The 16,981-nt window shown below is 30.9% G+C and carries 22 protein-coding genes; 14 read left to right on the top strand and 8 right to left on the bottom strand.

The features are described 5' to 3' along the window. The first annotated feature begins 36 nt into the window (after positions 1-36). The 11 genes from MSM_RS01220 to rrp42 all read left to right on the top strand — a co-directional run bounded on the left by MSM_RS01220 (position 37) and on the right by rrp42 (position 8,276). A complete protein-coding gene (locus MSM_RS01220; protein ID WP_011953783.1) occupies positions 37-570 on the top strand; it encodes a zinc-ribbon domain-containing protein in 534 nt (177 codons plus the stop codon). Between the two features lie 77 nt (positions 571-647). Further along, positions 648-1,256 (top strand): zinc-ribbon domain-containing protein, encoded by a 609-nt coding sequence (locus tag MSM_RS01215; RefSeq protein WP_011953782.1) that lies wholly within the window; start codon positions 648-650, stop codon positions 1,254-1,256. Positions 1,257-1,265: 9 nt separating this feature from the next. Then, positions 1,266-1,985 (top strand): zinc ribbon domain-containing protein, encoded by a 720-nt coding sequence (locus MSM_RS01210; protein ID WP_011953781.1) that lies wholly within the window; start codon positions 1,266-1,268, stop codon positions 1,983-1,985. Between the two features lie 222 nt (positions 1,986-2,207). Continuing rightward, positions 2,208-2,483, top strand: a complete 276-nt coding sequence (locus MSM_RS01205; protein WP_004034333.1) for a hypothetical protein — start codon at positions 2,208-2,210, stop codon at positions 2,481-2,483. Between the two features lie 114 nt (positions 2,484-2,597). Next, positions 2,598-3,302: a ribonuclease P protein component 3 gene (gene rnp3 / locus MSM_RS01200; RefSeq protein WP_004034331.1), complete on the top strand. Its 705-nt coding sequence runs from the start codon at positions 2,598-2,600 to the stop codon at positions 3,300-3,302. Beyond that, positions 3,292-3,654, top strand: a complete 363-nt coding sequence (locus MSM_RS01195; RefSeq protein ID WP_011953780.1) for an Rpp14/Pop5 family protein — start codon at positions 3,292-3,294, stop codon at positions 3,652-3,654. The genes rnp3 and MSM_RS01195 overlap by 11 nt, the downstream gene beginning before the upstream one ends. A gap of 694 nt (positions 3,655-4,348) precedes the next feature. After that, entirely contained in the window at positions 4,349-5,101 is a 753-nt protein-coding gene (psmA, locus tag MSM_RS01190; RefSeq protein WP_004034323.1) for an archaeal proteasome endopeptidase complex subunit alpha, read from the top strand. A 27-nt stretch (positions 5,102-5,128) separates the two neighbouring features. Next, the gene (locus tag MSM_RS01185) at positions 5,129-5,830 is read left to right on the top strand and encodes a ribosome assembly factor SBDS (protein ID WP_011953779.1); all 702 of its coding nucleotides are present in this window, start codon (positions 5,129-5,131) and stop codon (positions 5,828-5,830) included. A gap of 30 nt (positions 5,831-5,860) precedes the next feature. After that, entirely contained in the window at positions 5,861-6,757 is an 897-nt protein-coding gene (rrp4, locus tag MSM_RS01180; RefSeq protein WP_011953778.1) for an exosome complex RNA-binding protein Rrp4, read from the top strand. 24 nt (positions 6,758-6,781) lie between these two features. Then, entirely contained in the window at positions 6,782-7,486 is a 705-nt protein-coding gene (gene rrp41, locus MSM_RS01175; RefSeq protein WP_011953777.1) for an exosome complex exonuclease Rrp41, read from the top strand. Position 7,487: 1 nt separating this feature from the next. Next, complete coding sequence (gene rrp42, locus MSM_RS01170) at positions 7,488-8,276, top strand: exosome complex protein Rrp42 (protein ID WP_011953776.1); 789 nt, start codon at positions 7,488-7,490, stop codon at positions 8,274-8,276. On the opposite strand, the gene MSM_RS01165 is transcribed toward rrp42, so the two are convergent. The 6 genes from MSM_RS01165 to MSM_RS01140 are packed head-to-tail and all read right to left on the bottom strand — an operon-like array spanning position 8,273 to position 12,344. Beyond that, on the bottom strand, positions 8,273-8,887 hold the full coding sequence (locus MSM_RS01165; protein WP_011953775.1) for a molybdenum cofactor guanylyltransferase: 615 nt from the start codon (positions 8,885-8,887) through the stop codon (positions 8,273-8,275). The genes rrp42 and MSM_RS01165 overlap by 4 nt on opposite strands. 11 nt (positions 8,888-8,898) lie before the next feature. Further along, positions 8,899-9,654: a hypothetical protein gene (locus tag MSM_RS01160; RefSeq protein ID WP_004034307.1), complete on the bottom strand. Its 756-nt coding sequence runs from the start codon at positions 9,652-9,654 to the stop codon at positions 8,899-8,901. Positions 9,655-9,675: 21 nt separating this feature from the next. Next, a complete protein-coding gene (gene cbiT, locus MSM_RS01155; RefSeq protein ID WP_004034305.1) occupies positions 9,676-10,239 on the bottom strand; it encodes a precorrin-6Y C5,15-methyltransferase (decarboxylating) subunit CbiT in 564 nt (187 codons plus the stop codon). Beyond that, complete coding sequence (locus MSM_RS01150; protein ID WP_011953774.1) at positions 10,240-10,788, bottom strand: UbiX family flavin prenyltransferase; 549 nt, start codon at positions 10,786-10,788, stop codon at positions 10,240-10,242. Positions 10,789-10,797: 9 nt separating this feature from the next. Further along, positions 10,798-12,024 (bottom strand): HD domain-containing protein, encoded by a 1,227-nt coding sequence (locus MSM_RS01145; protein ID WP_011953773.1) that lies wholly within the window; start codon positions 12,022-12,024, stop codon positions 10,798-10,800. Between the two features lie 5 nt (positions 12,025-12,029). Further along, positions 12,030-12,344 carry a hypothetical protein gene (locus tag MSM_RS01140; RefSeq protein WP_011953772.1) on the bottom strand — a complete coding sequence of 105 codons (315 nt, stop codon included), beginning with the start codon at positions 12,342-12,344 and terminating at the stop codon, positions 12,030-12,032. Between the two features lie 302 nt (positions 12,345-12,646). On the opposite strand from MSM_RS01140, the gene MSM_RS01135 reads away from it, so the two are divergent. Together MSM_RS01135 and MSM_RS01130 are read left to right on the top strand one after the other, a co-directional pair. Next, the gene (locus MSM_RS01135; RefSeq protein WP_011953771.1) at positions 12,647-13,864 is read left to right on the top strand and encodes an ammonium transporter; all 1,218 of its coding nucleotides are present in this window, start codon (positions 12,647-12,649) and stop codon (positions 13,862-13,864) included. Between the two features lie 11 nt (positions 13,865-13,875). After that, positions 13,876-14,214, top strand: a complete 339-nt coding sequence (locus MSM_RS01130; protein WP_011953770.1) for a P-II family nitrogen regulator — start codon at positions 13,876-13,878, stop codon at positions 14,212-14,214. A 31-nt stretch (positions 14,215-14,245) separates the two neighbouring features. Here MSM_RS01130 and MSM_RS01125 read toward each other — a convergent pair whose 3' ends face one another. Both MSM_RS01125 and aroD read right to left on the bottom strand, forming a co-directional pair. Then, positions 14,246-14,860 carry a S24/S26 family peptidase gene (locus tag MSM_RS01125; protein ID WP_011953769.1) on the bottom strand — a complete coding sequence of 205 codons (615 nt, stop codon included), beginning with the start codon at positions 14,858-14,860 and terminating at the stop codon, positions 14,246-14,248. A 9-nt stretch (positions 14,861-14,869) separates the two neighbouring features. Further along, positions 14,870-15,544 carry a type I 3-dehydroquinate dehydratase gene (gene aroD / locus MSM_RS01120; protein WP_004034290.1) on the bottom strand — a complete coding sequence of 225 codons (675 nt, stop codon included), beginning with the start codon at positions 15,542-15,544 and terminating at the stop codon, positions 14,870-14,872. Positions 15,545-15,731: 187 nt separating this feature from the next. Between aroD and MSM_RS01115 the strand changes: the two genes are divergently transcribed. Then, on the top strand, positions 15,732-16,949 hold the full coding sequence (locus MSM_RS01115; protein WP_011953768.1) for a DDE-type integrase/transposase/recombinase: 1,218 nt from the start codon (positions 15,732-15,734) through the stop codon (positions 16,947-16,949). The last annotated feature ends 32 nt before the right edge of the window (positions 16,950-16,981 follow it).

Raw genomic sequence — 16,981 nt, 5'->3', positions numbered from 1 at the left:
TTTTTACGATGGAAATTTAATAAAAAGGTGTAATTAATGCAATTTTGTCCAAACTGTGGCAGAAAATTAGATGATGATGCTACTTTTTGCAGTGAATGTGGTTTTGATATTAAAAATAATAAATCTCCAACAATTAAATCATCAGATAATGAGATTTTAGGAAATAATGGGCTTGTTATTGGTGGATTAATTGTCGCAGCAATAGTTATTTTATTAATTGTTTTAGCTATGTCAACATCACATATTGAAACAATCAATGGAGTTGATTTTAATATTCCTGCAGGTTATAGTAAAGTAAATGAAACTGATGGTGGTGACACATATATTTATAAAAATAGTGATAATGATTGTTTTCTTATTACAGTAAAATTTGAATCAAAGTCTTGGCTAAATGAAATGTCTAAAGATGCATTATATTCTCGAAAATTCATTGATGGAACAGAAGGGTGGATTAAAGAGCCTTTTGATGTATATAGTTCATATATGTTTGTGTATTATGATAAGAACACAGGTAATGAAGTAACTATATGCACATCTAGTGAATCTTTAATTGAAGAGATTATTACCTAATCTAAAAATCATATAATTAAATTAATATGTATCTTGTGTTAAAAATAATAATGATTAACTAAAATTTTTTTGATATTATGAAATGTGAAAATTGTGGGTTTGAAAATAATGAAAAAGCTAAATTTTGCACCCGTTGCGGTGCATCGTTAGTCCAGCAAAATGAAGCCCCGACTCAACAAAAAAATGGAAATAATACAAAATATTTGATTGTTGGTTTAACTGCAATTATTATTGTTCTTATATGCGCAATCGGCTATTTTGCAATAAATTTAAATGAAGGTGGTGCAGATCAGTCAAGCGACTATTCTTCAGATAGTTCAGCTGATTCCACATCTTCAGTTGATGAATCTAGTTCCACTTCAAGTTCTGAATCCAGCTCAAGCAAATCTGGTGAATGGAAATTAATAGGTTCATATTCGGGTTCAGGTTCAGGTTCCCAGGCTGTTAGTGTTCCTGCAGGTAAAATAATGGTTAAGATTACAGCATATCCTATTAAAAATTATGCTACTAATCATTTATATGTTTCAGGTTCTAACGGTCAGTCAGCTGGTGTTGATTGGGGTTCTAGAAGTGCAGTTGCAAGTAGGTATGATTCTCTTACTTATGAATCATCGTCTTCAGAAACTTTCAATATTGATTATTATGAAACTGTAAGTTGGTCTGTTGAATTTTATAAATACGAATGAGGAGTTTTAATGTTTTGTCCTAAATGTGGAAAAGATTTACCTGATAATTCAAAATTTTGTAAATATTGTGGAAGTCAAATTAAAAATAAAGGAACTTTAAGTCATGTTCCTGCATCTGCAGGAGATGACGAAAAAAGCAAAAATATAATTATTGTAGGTTTAGTTGCATTGATAGTTGTTTTGATTGTTGTTTTTGCAGCTATCGGTACTGGAATGTTCAGCGGTTCTGATGAGGGGATGTCTTCAGATGCTTCTTCATCATCATCTTCTGTAAGTGGGGATTCCGGAGTCCAGTCACTGTCTTTAAGTAGTTTTCCAGTTTCTGAAGCACCTGGATTAGCACAGGCTATTAAAGATAATGGTGGCAATTTCCCGGTTAATTATAAGTCATTGTCCTTATCCAAATCACAGTGTCTCTATATTTTAACAAAATCCGTGTCCCTGATTGGTCATGGAGATAGCGGAGCAACTATTTCTGTTGGAAATCCGTCTTATGCACCTCATCCTAGCGGTCGTGATTATTCAAATTCAATAGCTCAGGCTAATTATGTGGATATGTCTGACAGATTTGCTTCATGGATTGATAGAAACGGTCAGGTTCCAAACTATGTCGGAATTTATGCAGGTGGTGTTCCAGATATTTCTCCGTCTAAAATGTTGGATATTGAAATAGCTATTTTGCTTCAATATGGAAGTACCGGTACTTTGCCGTCATCGGTTTCTGTTTAAGTGATTATTGCAATCACTTATTTTTTATTTTTTTGTTCATTTTTTAAGTATTCTGTCAATTATTTTTTCATGTTTATTCTAAAATTATAAAAGTATTTATTATCCTAATTATAAATAATATAATAATCATCAAATTTTTAAGTAATAATCTGATGAATGTGATAATTTATTCTAGTTTTTTTAAATAAAAGAATAAATATTTTAAAAAAATATGTGTTAGATATGAATATTAGATATGGTAATATTTTTATTTTCCTGCTTGTTTTAGCTATGATAGGAACTTTGGTAACTGGAAGTGATGTAAGTCTATTCCCATTTACTTATTTCATGTTTTTATTGTTCTTTTTAATCTCTGCAGATTATTTTTATATTGTTTTCCAATATTCCAGGCGGGAAAATATTAATAGTTCTATAAAATTTGGAGTTCTTATAAATATTGTATTTATGGCTTTAATTGTCTATGCAATATTTAATTCTCCTCCATTGGGAATTTTTTAGATTTTTGTAGTAGTCTACAAAAATTTATTTTCTTTTTTTTAATGCTTTTTCCATAACTATTAATAATAAATAAAATTTAATATTTAATATAAATGATTCAATAGGATTTTTAAAATGTTTTTTGATTTAAATGTTAAAGGAAACAGCTATGATAATAATTTGAAATTAGCTGAGGAAGCTTCAAAGTATGGTTGGGATCATATTAATTTTTCTTATAATCAAAATAAATTTGCCAAAGCTTTAGAGTTTAAAAAGGATTTGCAGGATAATTTGGACATTGGCATAGATTATACTTTAGAAATAGATTCCGGCAATGTTAATGAAATTAGAAAAATAGCCAGAAAGTTCAGAAATAAATCATCATGCATTAGTGTAATTGGTGGAGATTTAAAAGTAAATCGGGCTGTTTTGGAAAATATCCAGTTGGATGTTTTATCAAGACCTTATTTAAAACGATATGACAGTGGTCTTAATCAGGTTTTGGCTAAAGAATCTTTGAATAATAATGTAGCTGTTGAAATTTGCTTTATAGATATTTTGAAATCTTATTTAACATATAGGGCTAAAACAATAGCTAATATTAAGGATGTAATTTCATTACATAAGAAATTTGACTTCCCGTTAATTTTGTCTTCAAGAGCAGAGTCCGTTTTTGATATTAAGACAACTAAAGATTTCAGCTCAGTATTTCTTTCAGTTGGATTAACTCAAAGTGAAATTGACAAATCATTTACCTCAGCTGAAAACATTTTGGAATTTAATAAAAACAGGAAAAACATGGTTTTAAAAGGAGTTAGGGAGGTTAATGATGAAGCTTAAGGTTCTTCCCCCTACACTTAGGAAAAATAACAGGTATTTGGCATTGGATATTAAAGTTAAAAGTGTTATTTCTAAAGATGATTTGGTTAATATTGTTTGGAATGGATGTATTCGCTTTTTTGGTGAAAATGGAACAGGCAATTTTAGTTTATGGGTTATGAAGTTTTATGAGCTTGAAAAAACCGATGAGTATAATCATTATCAGGCAATTCTTCGCTGCCAAAGAGAGTATGTTGATGAGGTAAGGGCTTCTCTTGCTTTAATTTATAAACATAATAGAAAAGATATTTCAGTTTCAACTATCGGTTTATCCGGAACTATCAAAGCCTGTCAGAAATTTATTGAAAAATAAAAGGAAAAATTACGCAAAACTTCAGCTCGTGGGCGTAAAAAATCAAAAACTTTTATATTCATCTATCAATTATTTTAATCGTTTATCTTATTAGATTAATAATATGTAATATGATTAAAATTACATCTAAAATTATTGTTATATGATTTAACACATGATTCACCTCTTGGAGAGGTGAAACTTAAATTTAACTTTATCATTTTACATCATCCGTTTATTTTTGGTAAAGTTTATAATTTTTTTATTACTTTTATTATTATGTAAACTGTGAAAAAAATTATTTTAAAAAAAGTTGTTATGAGTCTAAAAACGTTTGTAAGCTATTGGAAAGTTTACAAACAAAACCATGAGATTTAGACTCTTTTTTATCAAAACACTAAAAGTGAAAATTGATAAAAAATTTCTTTTAAATAGTGAATTATTAATTGGTTTTTTCCTTAATTTTTTGCTGTTTGGTTATGAAAAAGTTTTTAATAACTTTTAGTTATTTTAAAATAGAAAACTTTATTAATAATATACGCATATAAATATGAATTGAATTTATGGAAAAAAGATTTAAAAAACTATATCATTACAGATATGTAATGAAATACCATTTCATGGAGAATTTGGTTTATTTTTTAAAATAATTGTATTTTTATAGTAGTTGAACTTAAGTTTATTATAATATTAAAAAAATGTGAGGTATTAATTTATGCAACCTTTACAAAATGCTGGATATGATAGGGCAATTACTGTATTTAGCCCAGATGGAAGACTTTTCCAAGTAGAATATGCAAGAGAAGCTGTTAAAAGAGGAACCACTTCAATAGGAATTAAATGTTCTGAAGGTATTGTTTTAGCAGTTGATAAAAGAACTACTTCTAATTTAGTTGAAGCAACATCTATTGAAAAAATATTCAAAATAGATGAACATATTGGAGCAGCAACTTCAGGTCTTGTTGCTGATGCTAGAGCTTTAGTTGAAAGAGCAAGAGTGGAAGCTCAAATAAATAAAATCACATACAGTGAACCTATTAGGGTAGATAGCTTATCTAAAAAATTATGTGATATGTTACAGATGTATACTCAAAACGGTGGGGTAAGGCCATTCGGTTCTGCTTTAATCATTGGTGGAGTATATGACGGTATTTGCAAATTATTCGAAACAGATCCTAGTGGAGCATTAATTGAATATAAAGCAACTGCTATTGGATCAGGCAGATCTGCAGCTATGGATATCTTTGAAGATCAATATAAAGATGACATGAATTTAAATGAAGCTATTAATTTAGCACTAACAGCAATCAATGAAGCAACTGAACATGAAACTACTGCAAACAATGTTGAAATTGCTGTTATTAAATGTGGTGAAGAAGTATACACTAAACTTTCTCAGGAAGAAGTACAGACTTTCATTGATGAGGTTGTATCTGAAGAAGAAAGTGAAGAGGAAAGTGAAGAATAAATAATTAATTGGTTAGGGGTTTTTTCAATGGTAAATGTAGATGAAGCAATAATAGCTAAATATGAATATTGTGGGGAACATTTTGAAATATTGGTCGATCCGGATTTAGCAGCAGAATTTAGAAATCCTGATGGGCAGGATGTGGCCATTGAAGATCTTCTAGCTGTTGAAGAAATTTTTAAGGACTCTAAAAAAGGAGATAAAGCTTCTGAAGAAGCTATGCTTAAAATATTTGAAACTACAGACCCTATTGGAGTTTCTAAAGTTATACTTGAAAAAGGACATGTTCAATTAACTGCTGAACAAAAAAGACAAATGCAGGAAGATAAAAGAAGACTTGTTATTAATAAAATTTCTAGAGAAGCTATTAATCCCCAATCAGGTCTTCCTCACCCTGCACAAAGGATTGAAAATGCTGTTAATGAAGCTAAAGTTAAATTTGATCCTTTTGTTTCAGTTGATCAACAAGTACAAACAGCCCTGAAAGCTATTAAACCACTTATTCCGATTAGGTTTGAAAAAGTTAAAGTAGCTGTTCGCCTTCCGGGTTCTTCAGCAGGAGGAGCCTACTCTGCAATCCATCATTTTGGTGAAATTCTTAATGAAGAATGGCAGCAAGACGGTTCATGGATTGGCATTGTTGAGATGCCTGGTGGCCTTCAAGATGATTTCGCCGCTAAAATGGCTGAAATTTCAAGTGGTGAAGCAGAAACGAAAACTATCAAATAATTAAATTAATTTTCAACTTATGGGATTTTTATGATATATGTGGAAAATAAAGATTTAGTTATTCCTGGTGAAGTATTGGCAGATGACGAATACTACTCAGGAAGAGGTACCTTTAAAGAGAATGGTAAAATTTGTTCTTCTTTAATGGGACTAGTTTCTTTAAGGAATAAAAAAATTAGAGTTATTCCTCTTAAAAGTAAATATGTTCCTAAAAAAGGAGATGTAGTTATTGGTAAAATTAAAGATGTCAGATTCTCCATGTGGGATGTAGATATTAATTCCCCATATTCCGGAATTTTACCTGCTTTTGAAGTGTTTGGAAGAGAGAAAAAAGAACTCAACAAGGTATTTGATGTTGGGGATGTTCTATTTTTAAGAGTTGTTGATGTTGATGAAGTTAAAAAAGTCAAACTGGGCTTAAAAGGCAGAGGAATGGGTAAATTTAGAGGAGGAATAATTGTAGATATTACTCCAACCAAAGTTCCTAGATTAATAGGTAAAAAAGGTTCTATGATCAACATGATTAAGGATAAAACCAATTGTAAGATAATTGTTGGTCAAAATGGTCTTGTTTGGGTTAAAGGTGAGGAAGATATGGAACAGCTTACTAAAGATATTATCCATATGATTGAAGCTGAGGCTCATACTTCCGGTTTAACAAATAAAGTTAAAAATAAACTATCTTTAGCTATTGATGGTGAATTGCCACAAGAAGATGACTATAGTGATGATTATGAAGAATTAGAAAAACCTAAACTTCAAAATTTCAAAGAAGAATTGGAACAGGAAGAAAAAGAAGAACAGTCAAAAAAAGATAGTACTGATTTTTATAAAGTAATTGAAGAATTAAAAAAGAAAAATAAAAAGGATAAACCTTTGTCCTATGGTAATAATTCTGGCAATTCTTATATATTGAATAACAGATAATTCTTTGATGATTATGAGGTTGATATGATGTCTGAAATGATAAGAGAGGACGGCAGAAAATATAATGAATTACGCCCTATAAAAATTGAAGCAGGTGTTCTTGAACGTGCAGATGGGTCTGCTTATTTGGAAGTTGGTGGAAATAAAATTTTAGTGGCAGTGTACGGGCCTAGAGAATCATATATTAGAAGATTACTTGAACCAAATACTGGTGTAATAAGGTGCAGGTATAATATGGCTCCTTTTTCTGTAGATGATAGGAAAAGACCGGGACCAGACAGAAGGTCTTCTGAAATTTCCAAAATCACTGCGGATGCATTAAGACCTGCTTTAATGTTGGAAAATTATCCTAGATCCATGGTGGATATTTACATTGAAGTAATTGAAGCTGAAGGGGGAACACGCTGTGCTGGAATTACTGCAGCTTCCGTTGCACTTGTTGATGCTGGAATTCCTATGAAAGATATTGTTGTAGGATGTGCTGCAGGTAAGGTAAATGATGAAATTATTCTTGATTTATCTGAAGTTGAAGATAAGGAAGGACAGGCTGATGTTCCTATAGCTATGATGCCAAGAACTGGTGAAATTACTTTATTACAAAGTGATGGTGATTTATCTCAAGAGGAATTTGAAGAAGCAATTAATTTAGCTATGGAAGGATGCAGGAAAGTAAATGAAATCCAAAAAGAAGCTTTAATGAAAAAATATTCTGCTGAGATGAGTGATTAATATGGTTGATATTGTACCTGAAATTACAAAGGAAAGTATAATTAATCTTGCTGTCAATGATAAAAGGGAAGATGGCAGGGAACTTGATGAATACAGGGATATTTCTATTGAAACTGATGTGATATCCAAAGCTGAAGGTTCTGCAAGAGTTAAAATAGGAGATACTCAGGTTATTGTTGGTATTAAACCGCAAATTGGTGCACCATTTCCGGATACTCCGGATTTGGGAGTTTTAATGACTAACTGTGAAATGCTGCCAATGGCTGATCCTACTTTTGAACCTGGACCACCAAGTGAAGATTCAATTGAACTTGCACGTGTTGTTGACAGGGGAATTCGTGAAAGTGAACTTGTTGATTTGGATAAGTTATGTGTTGAAGAAGGCAAACATGTTTGGATGTTATTTATAGATTTGCATATTATAGATAACTGTGGAAATCTTTTTGATGCCTGTGAACTTGCTGTAATGGCTGCTCTAAAAAGTACCAAATTACCTTCTGCAAGTATTGCTGATGATGAAGTTGTACTTGACCATGAAAACACTATAGATTTACCTATCAATAATGAAGTGGCTATGTGTACTTTTGTTAAAATAGGGGATAAATTGATTTTAGACCCTACTTTAAATGAAGAAAAAGTAGCTAGTGCTCGTTTAAATGTAGGTGTTACTAAAGATGGTAATATTTGCGCTATGCAGAAAGGTGGAATTTCACCGTTAACAAAAGAAGACATATTTTACTGTGTTGATAAAGCAGTTTCAAAAACAAAAGAATTAGTTGAATATCTTTAAACGTCTGATGGACGATTAAGATTTCTAAATTCTTTTTTTAATAATTTTTTATTGTCTATTAATATAAATTTCGCATCTATTTTTTCTATTAATCCCTTAATATGCAATATATCATCAGATATCAGCTTTTCAATTTCAGGAATGATATTTTTATTGTAAACGGAATGAAGGGGTTCGCTTGTTTTCAGTTTATTTTTGCTGTCATGATAGGGAACAATAGCCTGATGGTCTGAGTCCAGTTCATTAAAAATATTTTCAATTAATTTTTCTGTTACATATGGACTGTCACAGGGAAGTATTAAAGCATAATCAGATGTAATGTGCTTCAGCCCGGTCAATATTCCGGACATCGGCCCAATATTTTTTATTTCATCTTCAGCAAAGGTTATTTTAAAATTATAGTCCTCTTTTTTAATGAAATTTTTATATTTGTCAATACGGTCTTTATTATTTAAAACAATTATCACTTCATTTATTTCATTATTTAATGTTGAAAGGATATGATTAATCATAGGTTTATCCTGAATAATCATAGATCCTTTGTCCTGACCCATTCTTCTGCTTTGCCCGCCACATAAAATGATACAGGAATGCTGTTTTTTACTATTCATGATGCATTTCCCTAATCTTTTATATGAACATCAGCATCTTCATCAAATGGATTTGTACGGATAATTAATGAAATCATATATGGATAATGAGTATTGAGGTATTTTAGGTAATAAATCCATTCATATATCAATTTTGAATAAATCCTTTTGATGTCACCATTTAAATGATTAAAATCAGCATCTGTAATCTGATTTAAATCTGGTCTGTGCTCTAATTCTTCATCAAGGTGCAATATTGAAATTAATAATCCTGAAAACTCTTCCTTTTCAAATAATTGGGGATTGTTGATTAAGTTTATTAAAAACTCTCTTTTGGATTTTAATAATGTTCTAAGATTTATTAAAAATTCTGCTCTTTTGCCTCCTTCAATATCTACATTAAAGTCAATATTTGCATTTTTTAATTTTTTCAGCTGTTTGTCATATTCTGCATCGTCCCAATTAGGAATAGCTTTTAAATAACTGGTGCTAGCTTTAAATTCATTTGCACTGCTGAATTCTTCTATTAATTCATTACCTATTTCAGTAAAGAAAGTGCTGATAAGCATATCTAACTTTTCATAAATAGCTTCTTTTTCTTTTCTGCTCATTATATCTTCAAGTATAAATGCAACAATGATAATGTCTATAGGAATAAATCCTATGTGCAGCCAGACATATGAAACAATACTATGTGTGTCTTTTAGGACAAGGTAATTGGTTCCAAAAATAATAATAGCTGCAATAATCATCAATATTGAAAACTTTATTTTCCAGTCTCTTTTCATTTTATAATCTCCAAAATTTTTTTATCTTTTATTTGCACTAATGATAGCTATTGGATTTTCGCTTATCATCATAACCCCACGGTCAAGAACTCTCCCATTTGAAATATTGACTTCCATGATTTTAGGATTATAATTCAGCTTTTTTAATTTGTTTATAGCTTCTATTTTAGTGTCAACAAGAATGGCTGTAACAATTATTCTTCCTTTAGGATTTAATTTGGAATCTATAATTTCCAAAATATCTTCAAGTTCTCTGCCGCTGCCTCCAACAACAGCTATGTCCATATTGTCAATATTTTTCAGAGCATTACTTCCTGAATCATTTATTAACTCTACATTATCTCCCAAATTAAATTTTTCAAGGTTTTGTTTGGTAACGCTAATGGCATCAGGATTTGTATCAATTGAAGTTACTTTTTTTGCTCTTTGGGCAAATTCACATGTAATTCCTCCGGTTCCGCAGCCAACATCCACCACTTCGTCATTGGGTGTTACAGCTGATTTATATAATATGATTGCTCTTATGGCTTCTTTGGTAGGGCCAGGAACATCACAAGTTTTAATAAAGTCCATATCATTTAACATTTATTCCCACCTTTTATATATATTGTTTTCAATATTCAGTGAATCTAATATTTTACCTACAATAAAATTGATCTGGTCATCAACAGTATCGCTGTCAGAGTAAAATCCGGGCATTGCAGGTAAAATCACAGCACCCTCTTTTGATAAATTCAGCATATTTTCTAAATGTATGCTTCTGAGGGGAGTTTCACGAGGAACAATAACTGTTTTTCTGTGTTCTTTTAGGCTTACATCAGCTACTCTTGTAATTGTATTTGAGGCATATCCGTTAGCTATTGATGATAATGTTTTCATGGAACATGGTACAATAGCCAGTCCGTCAAATTTAAATGATCCGCTGTTGATGGATGCAGTTAAATCGTCAAATTCATAATAATTGTCTGCCAGAGTGATTATATCTTCAATAGGTTCTTTTACTTCATGATTTATTACAGTTTTAGCAGCATCACTTATAATTAAGCTGTTTTCAATATTTAATCCATTTAGAGCTTTAAGCAATCTGATTCCATAAATCACTCCGCTAGCTCCGGTAATTCCAACTACTATCATATTATTCTCCTAAAATAGTTTGATTTGATCATAATGAATGCCATGGAATTTATCCTTATTTATTTCAGGTAAATCCAGGTAATTTTCTAGTTTAAGTTTCTCGAATTTGGCTTTGTCTTCTTTTGGCACATAAACACTAATGTCAGGAATATTGAATCTTGCTTTACTTAGTGCTCCAACGATATTTGAAATTTTAGTTAAGGGGTATAATTTCCCGTCAACGCTTACCTGTGTTTTCATTTCATCAAAACGGGGATATTCAGCTATATTGATAGTTAAATAATCTTTATCCATATCAAAATCATAAGCTATTTCTTCTTCAGCTTTTCTTAGGGTTTCCTGTGAAGTTTTGTATAATTTTTCAGGATTTTTAAAGTTCTCCAGCCGAATAACTTTTACCCGTTTAAATAAGTCCCTGTTGTCCAGACGGGTAATCATATCCCGTACAAAGGGATTTTCACTATTTCTGTAAATGCTGACCATATCCATATCATCATATTTGTACATATCGTTTTCGTCTATTTCATTTGAGTTTATTAACTTTTTCAAACCTCTTCTAAACATTGAATTGGCAATACGTGTTGTATGGTGCTGGTATACACTGGGATACATAAAATATCTGGATACTAAAGCCCCTTCAGCAGCCTGAACTCCTTTTATATCTAATACTAAGTTGTTAGTTAGCTTCAAATTGGAGATTATTCTTTCATAATCAATGACTCCGTAGGCAACTCCGGTATTATAGGAATCTCTTAAAAGATAATCCATTCTGTCCACATCCAATTCTCCGGATACAATCGGACCTAGTTTCCCTTCTCCGGAAATTATTTTATTTATTTCCTTAATGTCGAATTTTTCTTCAAGGTAATCTCTCATTGATGTTTTGGAAATAACATATTTTGTTAATTCTTCATGAGGAAATGACAATACTCCTTCAGACACATGTGAAAAGGGACCATGTCCAACATCATGAAGCAGAGCAGAGATTCTAACAAGTTCAATTTCATCTTCACTTAATTCTAGTTCGTTAGCCAGTTTGGATCCAAGATTCATTGTTCCGATTGAATGCTCAAAACGGGTGTGGTTTGCACCGGGATAAATTAAGTTAATTAATCCTAATTGTTTAATTCTTCTTAAACGTTGGAATTGAGGCATATCCAATACTTTTTGTTCAAATTTATTTAAGCTAATGTCTCCATAGACACTATCCCTAATGAATTTCTTTTTTTCACCCATTATAATCACCAGTGTGAATATTCATTCCATAAATTACTTAAATTTCCTTTTGTTTTATTTAGAATGTTTGTAATATTTGCATTATTTATCCAGTCGGTTTTATTAGTTAGATTAGTATCATTAATAATTTTAGGTTCCGGGATATATGTAGGAACATAATCCACCTTTTGAGGTGTGAAATTATCATCTTCAATAGCCAGCAGGGTATTGTCATTCGGATTTTTTATCAGAATAATATTTGCAGCCATTGAACTTGCAGCAAATGCAATAATTGCAACAATAAAAAACACAATTAATTTTGCTTTTGTTTGCCCTTTCATAATAACACATTTTTCCTTTTTGAATTTACAAATTCAGATTTTTCTTTTATTTAATTTTAAAGATTAACTGTTATTTATTTATATATTTATATATTATTAATATTTTTTATTGAATTTTTTTATAATAACCTATTTTTTTGTAAATCCGTTTCACCGAAATGTTTATATAGCTGTAAGTTCAACTACTATATATCGGAAGAAGGATTCCGACTTCCGACTTCCGTTTAATCAAAATTCATAAAAATTTTAAAAAATAATTTTGATTTATTGTTATTAATTTATTTAAAAAGAGAAAAGATATAATGGATATATTTAGCGCAGGTGATACAGCTTGGGTTCTTGTTTGTAGTCTTTTAGTACTTTTAATGAGTATTCCGGCTGTTGCATTCTTTTATGGTGGTTTAAGTAAACGTAAAAATGTTTTAAATACTATGTTTTTAACCTTTATTGCATTTTCAATTGTAAGTGTTATTTGGGTTATTTTCGGTTATCAATTTGCCTTTGGAACTCCGTTACTGGGAGGATTTATAGGAAGCCCTTCTAATTTCTTCTTAAGTGGAATCGGACTTGATGATTTAAGCGGAACTATTCCAACACTATTGTTTGTTATGTTCCAACTTGCATTTGCAGGTCTAACAGCAGCATTGATTTCTGGTGGTGTTGTTGGAAGAATGAAAACAAAAGCTTGGGTAATTTTTATCCCGATTTGGGCTTGTCTTGTCTATATCCCTATTGCTCACTGGGTATGGGGTGGAGGATGGTTAATGAATATGGGAGCACTTGATTTCGCAGGTGGTACTGTTGTACACATTAACTCAGGGGTTTCTGCATTAGCTATCGCACTTGTATTAGGTAAAAGAAAAGACATTTCATTATTACCACATAACTTAGGATATGCAGTATTAGGTGCAGCACTTCTATGGTTCGGATGGATGGGATTCAACGGAGGATCCGGTTTAGGTGCAAATGGTCTTGCAGCAAATGCAATTATTGTTTCAAATGTTGCAGCTGCAGCAGCTTTAATTGTCTGGACTATATTAGATACAATTGTTGTTGGTAAACCAACTGTTCTTGGTGCAATCTCTGGAGGAATTGCTGGTTTAGTAGCTATTACTCCTGCAGCAGGATTTGTTGATGTTCCTGGAGCATTAGTAATTGGTGCAGTAGCTCCTTTAGTATCTTACTTTGCAATTTATTACTTAAAAGCAAAACTCGGTTACGACGATGCATTAGACGTATTCGGTATACACGGTATGTCTGGTATATGGGGAGCAATCGCTACTGGTATCTTTGCAGCACCATATATTAATGAAGCAGCAGGATTATTATATGGAAACCCATATCAAGTTGTAATACAAATAATAAGTGTAGTAGCTACTATTGTTTATGCATTTGTAATAAGCTATGTATTAGCTAAAGTACTTGACAAAGCTATGGGCGGTATCAGAGTAGAAGATGAAGCTGAAGTTGTAGGATTAGATACAAAACTTCACGAAGAATCTGCATACAATTTTAACTAGAAGGTTTAAAAATGAAAAGTATTGTTGCAATTATTAGACAGGAAAAGTATCAGGACGTTAAAAATGAACTTACAGCCGTGGGCTGTCAAGGAATGAATGTTTCTGAAATTAAAGGAAGAGGCAGTCAAAAAGGTATCAAAGAATCTTACAGGGGATCCAGTTACTGCATTGACTTAATTCCAAAAACACGTATTGAGATTGTCACAAAAGATGAAGGTGTAGATACTATTGTTAAAGCCATTCAAAAAGGTGCAAAAACAGGCAACATTGGTGACGGTAAAATCTTCATTTATCCAATTGACAATGTAATAAGGATTAGAACAGGTGAAGAAGGAGACAGTGCTGTATAGGCACATCTCTTTTTTTATATCCTTATTTTTTTTAATATTTTATAACCACGCCATAAATATCACTGAAATCAACCCATGTACTTATTCCCTTTGTTTCATATATAACTCCATTGATTTGAGTGTATTCTATATTTTTGTTGTCACTTACAAGGTGAATCTGATTGTTATTAACTTCGTCAACTCTTTTTATAATGTTTCCATATTCTGAAGAATTGGCAACTACAATATCTCCGACATGAACATCCTGTGTTTTATTGACTAAAACATTTTGTCCGTCCTGCAGTGTTGGAAGCATTGAAGTTCCGTCAACCTGATAAATAACAGGAATACTGTTTTCACCTAAAGTGGAATCGATATTAATATTGGATGTATCAAGACCATAACTTAAACAAATATCATGAATTCCTGATTTTAGGGTATTTATATTGGTATTGGGCATATTCATTGATTCAAGAGAATAATTGCAAATTTCATCATTCAGTTCCTTGGTATTAATTTCAGTGTTTAATCCTGGATTTGTTGATGCAGTTACATTTTCTCCATCTATATAAACATCAACAGACCCATTATCTTCTGTTAAAAATATTCCTAAAAAAATAGCTAAGATAATTATTAAAATAAAAGCTAAAATACATTTTTTAGCCATTCTAATCACCTATTCCATAAGATTCAAATCCATATTAAGCAATGATTTCATGGTTTCAATATCAATTTGCCCCGGGGCGGTCACATCTCGTCCTGCAGCAAAAGTAATTGGGGAATCAAATTTGGAAGCCATAACTCTGGTGTAGCTGCCTAAATCACTCATTGAAATAGCTATTGTATTTTCGCAATGTGAAAGAATAGCCAATATTTTTAAAGTGTCATCCAAATCATTAGGCATAAAAGCTACTTTAGCGATATCTCCAAGTTTTTGTTCTTTTTCAACAATATACATGATTTCATTAATTTCAGGAGTTTTATGAAAGTCATGGTATGAAACAATGGTAGTTACTCCAGTATCATGTATCTGTTTTATATATCTGTCATCACTTTGAAGTTCAATATCCACATAATCAACTAAAGGAGCACATTTTAATAAAATATCAATTCTTTCTTCTTCTGATCCTTTAAAGGAACCGCCTTCAGATGAAATTCTGTTGGTAGCTATTATTGGAAAGTTAATCTCTTCAATGATTTCTTTAATATCATCAAAGTTAGGATTGTCCAGTGCATCTATTCTAAATTCAAGTACATCAGCACCTTTTTCAATACAATCTTCAGCTACTTTAATTACATCTTCTTTTTTTGCTTGAAAAATTGGTATTGCTATTTTAGTTTGTGAATACATCAATTATATTTTTTGAGTGATGTTATTAATTAATTTTTTTAAATAACTTTCGTTGTCACTTTCAAAAACTTGTGTGATTTGAATTTTCACTAGTTTTTGAGTCACGAATTTTTTTCGTTCTATTTTTTCTTTATTTTTAATTTAAAAGCAGTAAAATTAATATATTAAGTGGAGCTAATATATTAATATGTCTAGTATCAAAATAAAAGCTCCATATGAATTTATGGAGTCAAAACAATTTAAACTTTTCGATTTTGTTCCTGAGTTTTCTGAATTCCGTCAATTTGATGATCTTTCTCGATTTGGTTGCGAAAATATTGAGAATAATCTTATCAGATTGGAAAAAAGAGGTAAAATACATTTTGAGAATAGAGTTGCAATTTGTCCATCTTGTAAATCACATAATGCTGTTAAAAATGGTACTTATGAACGTAAACTTATTTTTTTAAGAATTGGAGAACAAATTTGCACTATTCAAAAATATAAGTGCATAAAATGCGGTAAAGTCTTTTATACTGATTTATTATCTCTTGTTTATTCAAATTCAAATATTACATTGCCTGTTATTGAATGTATTGAGAATTTATATCAAATTTATGGAGCAGGGCTCCATAAAATACGATTTGATTTAAAACAACAACATAACATTGAAATCTCACATCAAAGCATTGAAAACATCTTATTGAACTCTAATTATCAATTTAACTATGATAATTGGACTTATTCTGGATATTACTTATTTTATAGTCTTTGGGTTAAAATTAATGGTGAATGGAACTATATTTTAGCCTTATTCGACGTTAAATTGAATACTCTCGTTTCCGTTAAATTGGTCGAATCAGAAGATTCTAAGACCATTTATCAATTTTTAAACGAATCTCTAAGAAATCAGAAAAAAATATCAATAGGCACAGACTTAAAACACGAATATCGTGAAGCCATCGATAAATTAAAAGTAAAACACCATTTCTGCAAATTTCACGTGAAACAAGCAGTAAACAAAAGATTTAAAGATTACTTTGACAAAAATCCATTATCTGAAGACGAAAAAGACATATTAAATTGTTTAAAACAGGACATTTATAAAATATTGGATGCAAAAGACTTAAATACTGCTAAAGAACTTAGAAACGAATTAATAAACAAAAAATATACAAAAAACAAGTTCACAAACAAAATTCTTTGGAAATTCATCATTCCTTACTTCAAAAAATTAACGACACACCTGGAAAACACGAACATCCCATCAACAAACAATAAAATCGAAAATATCTTCCAAAAAGTATTCCCAAAACACATAAAAAGAACAATGAAAATAGAACAAGGACTTCTAGCCAGATTCATGCTAAAACTAAATTATTGGAATTTAAACAATGAAAAAGAAAAAAATCACACAAGTTTTTGAAAGAGCCCTTTCGTTCCTTAAATTATATATTA

It is taken from the genome of Methanobrevibacter smithii ATCC 35061 (genome assembly GCF_000016525.1).
Lineage (GTDB): Archaea > Methanobacteriota > Methanobacteria > Methanobacteriales > Methanobacteriaceae > Methanocatella > Methanocatella smithii.
The sequence above is the reverse complement of the archived record's forward strand: the minus strand, read 5'-3'. Positions and strand labels throughout refer to the sequence as shown.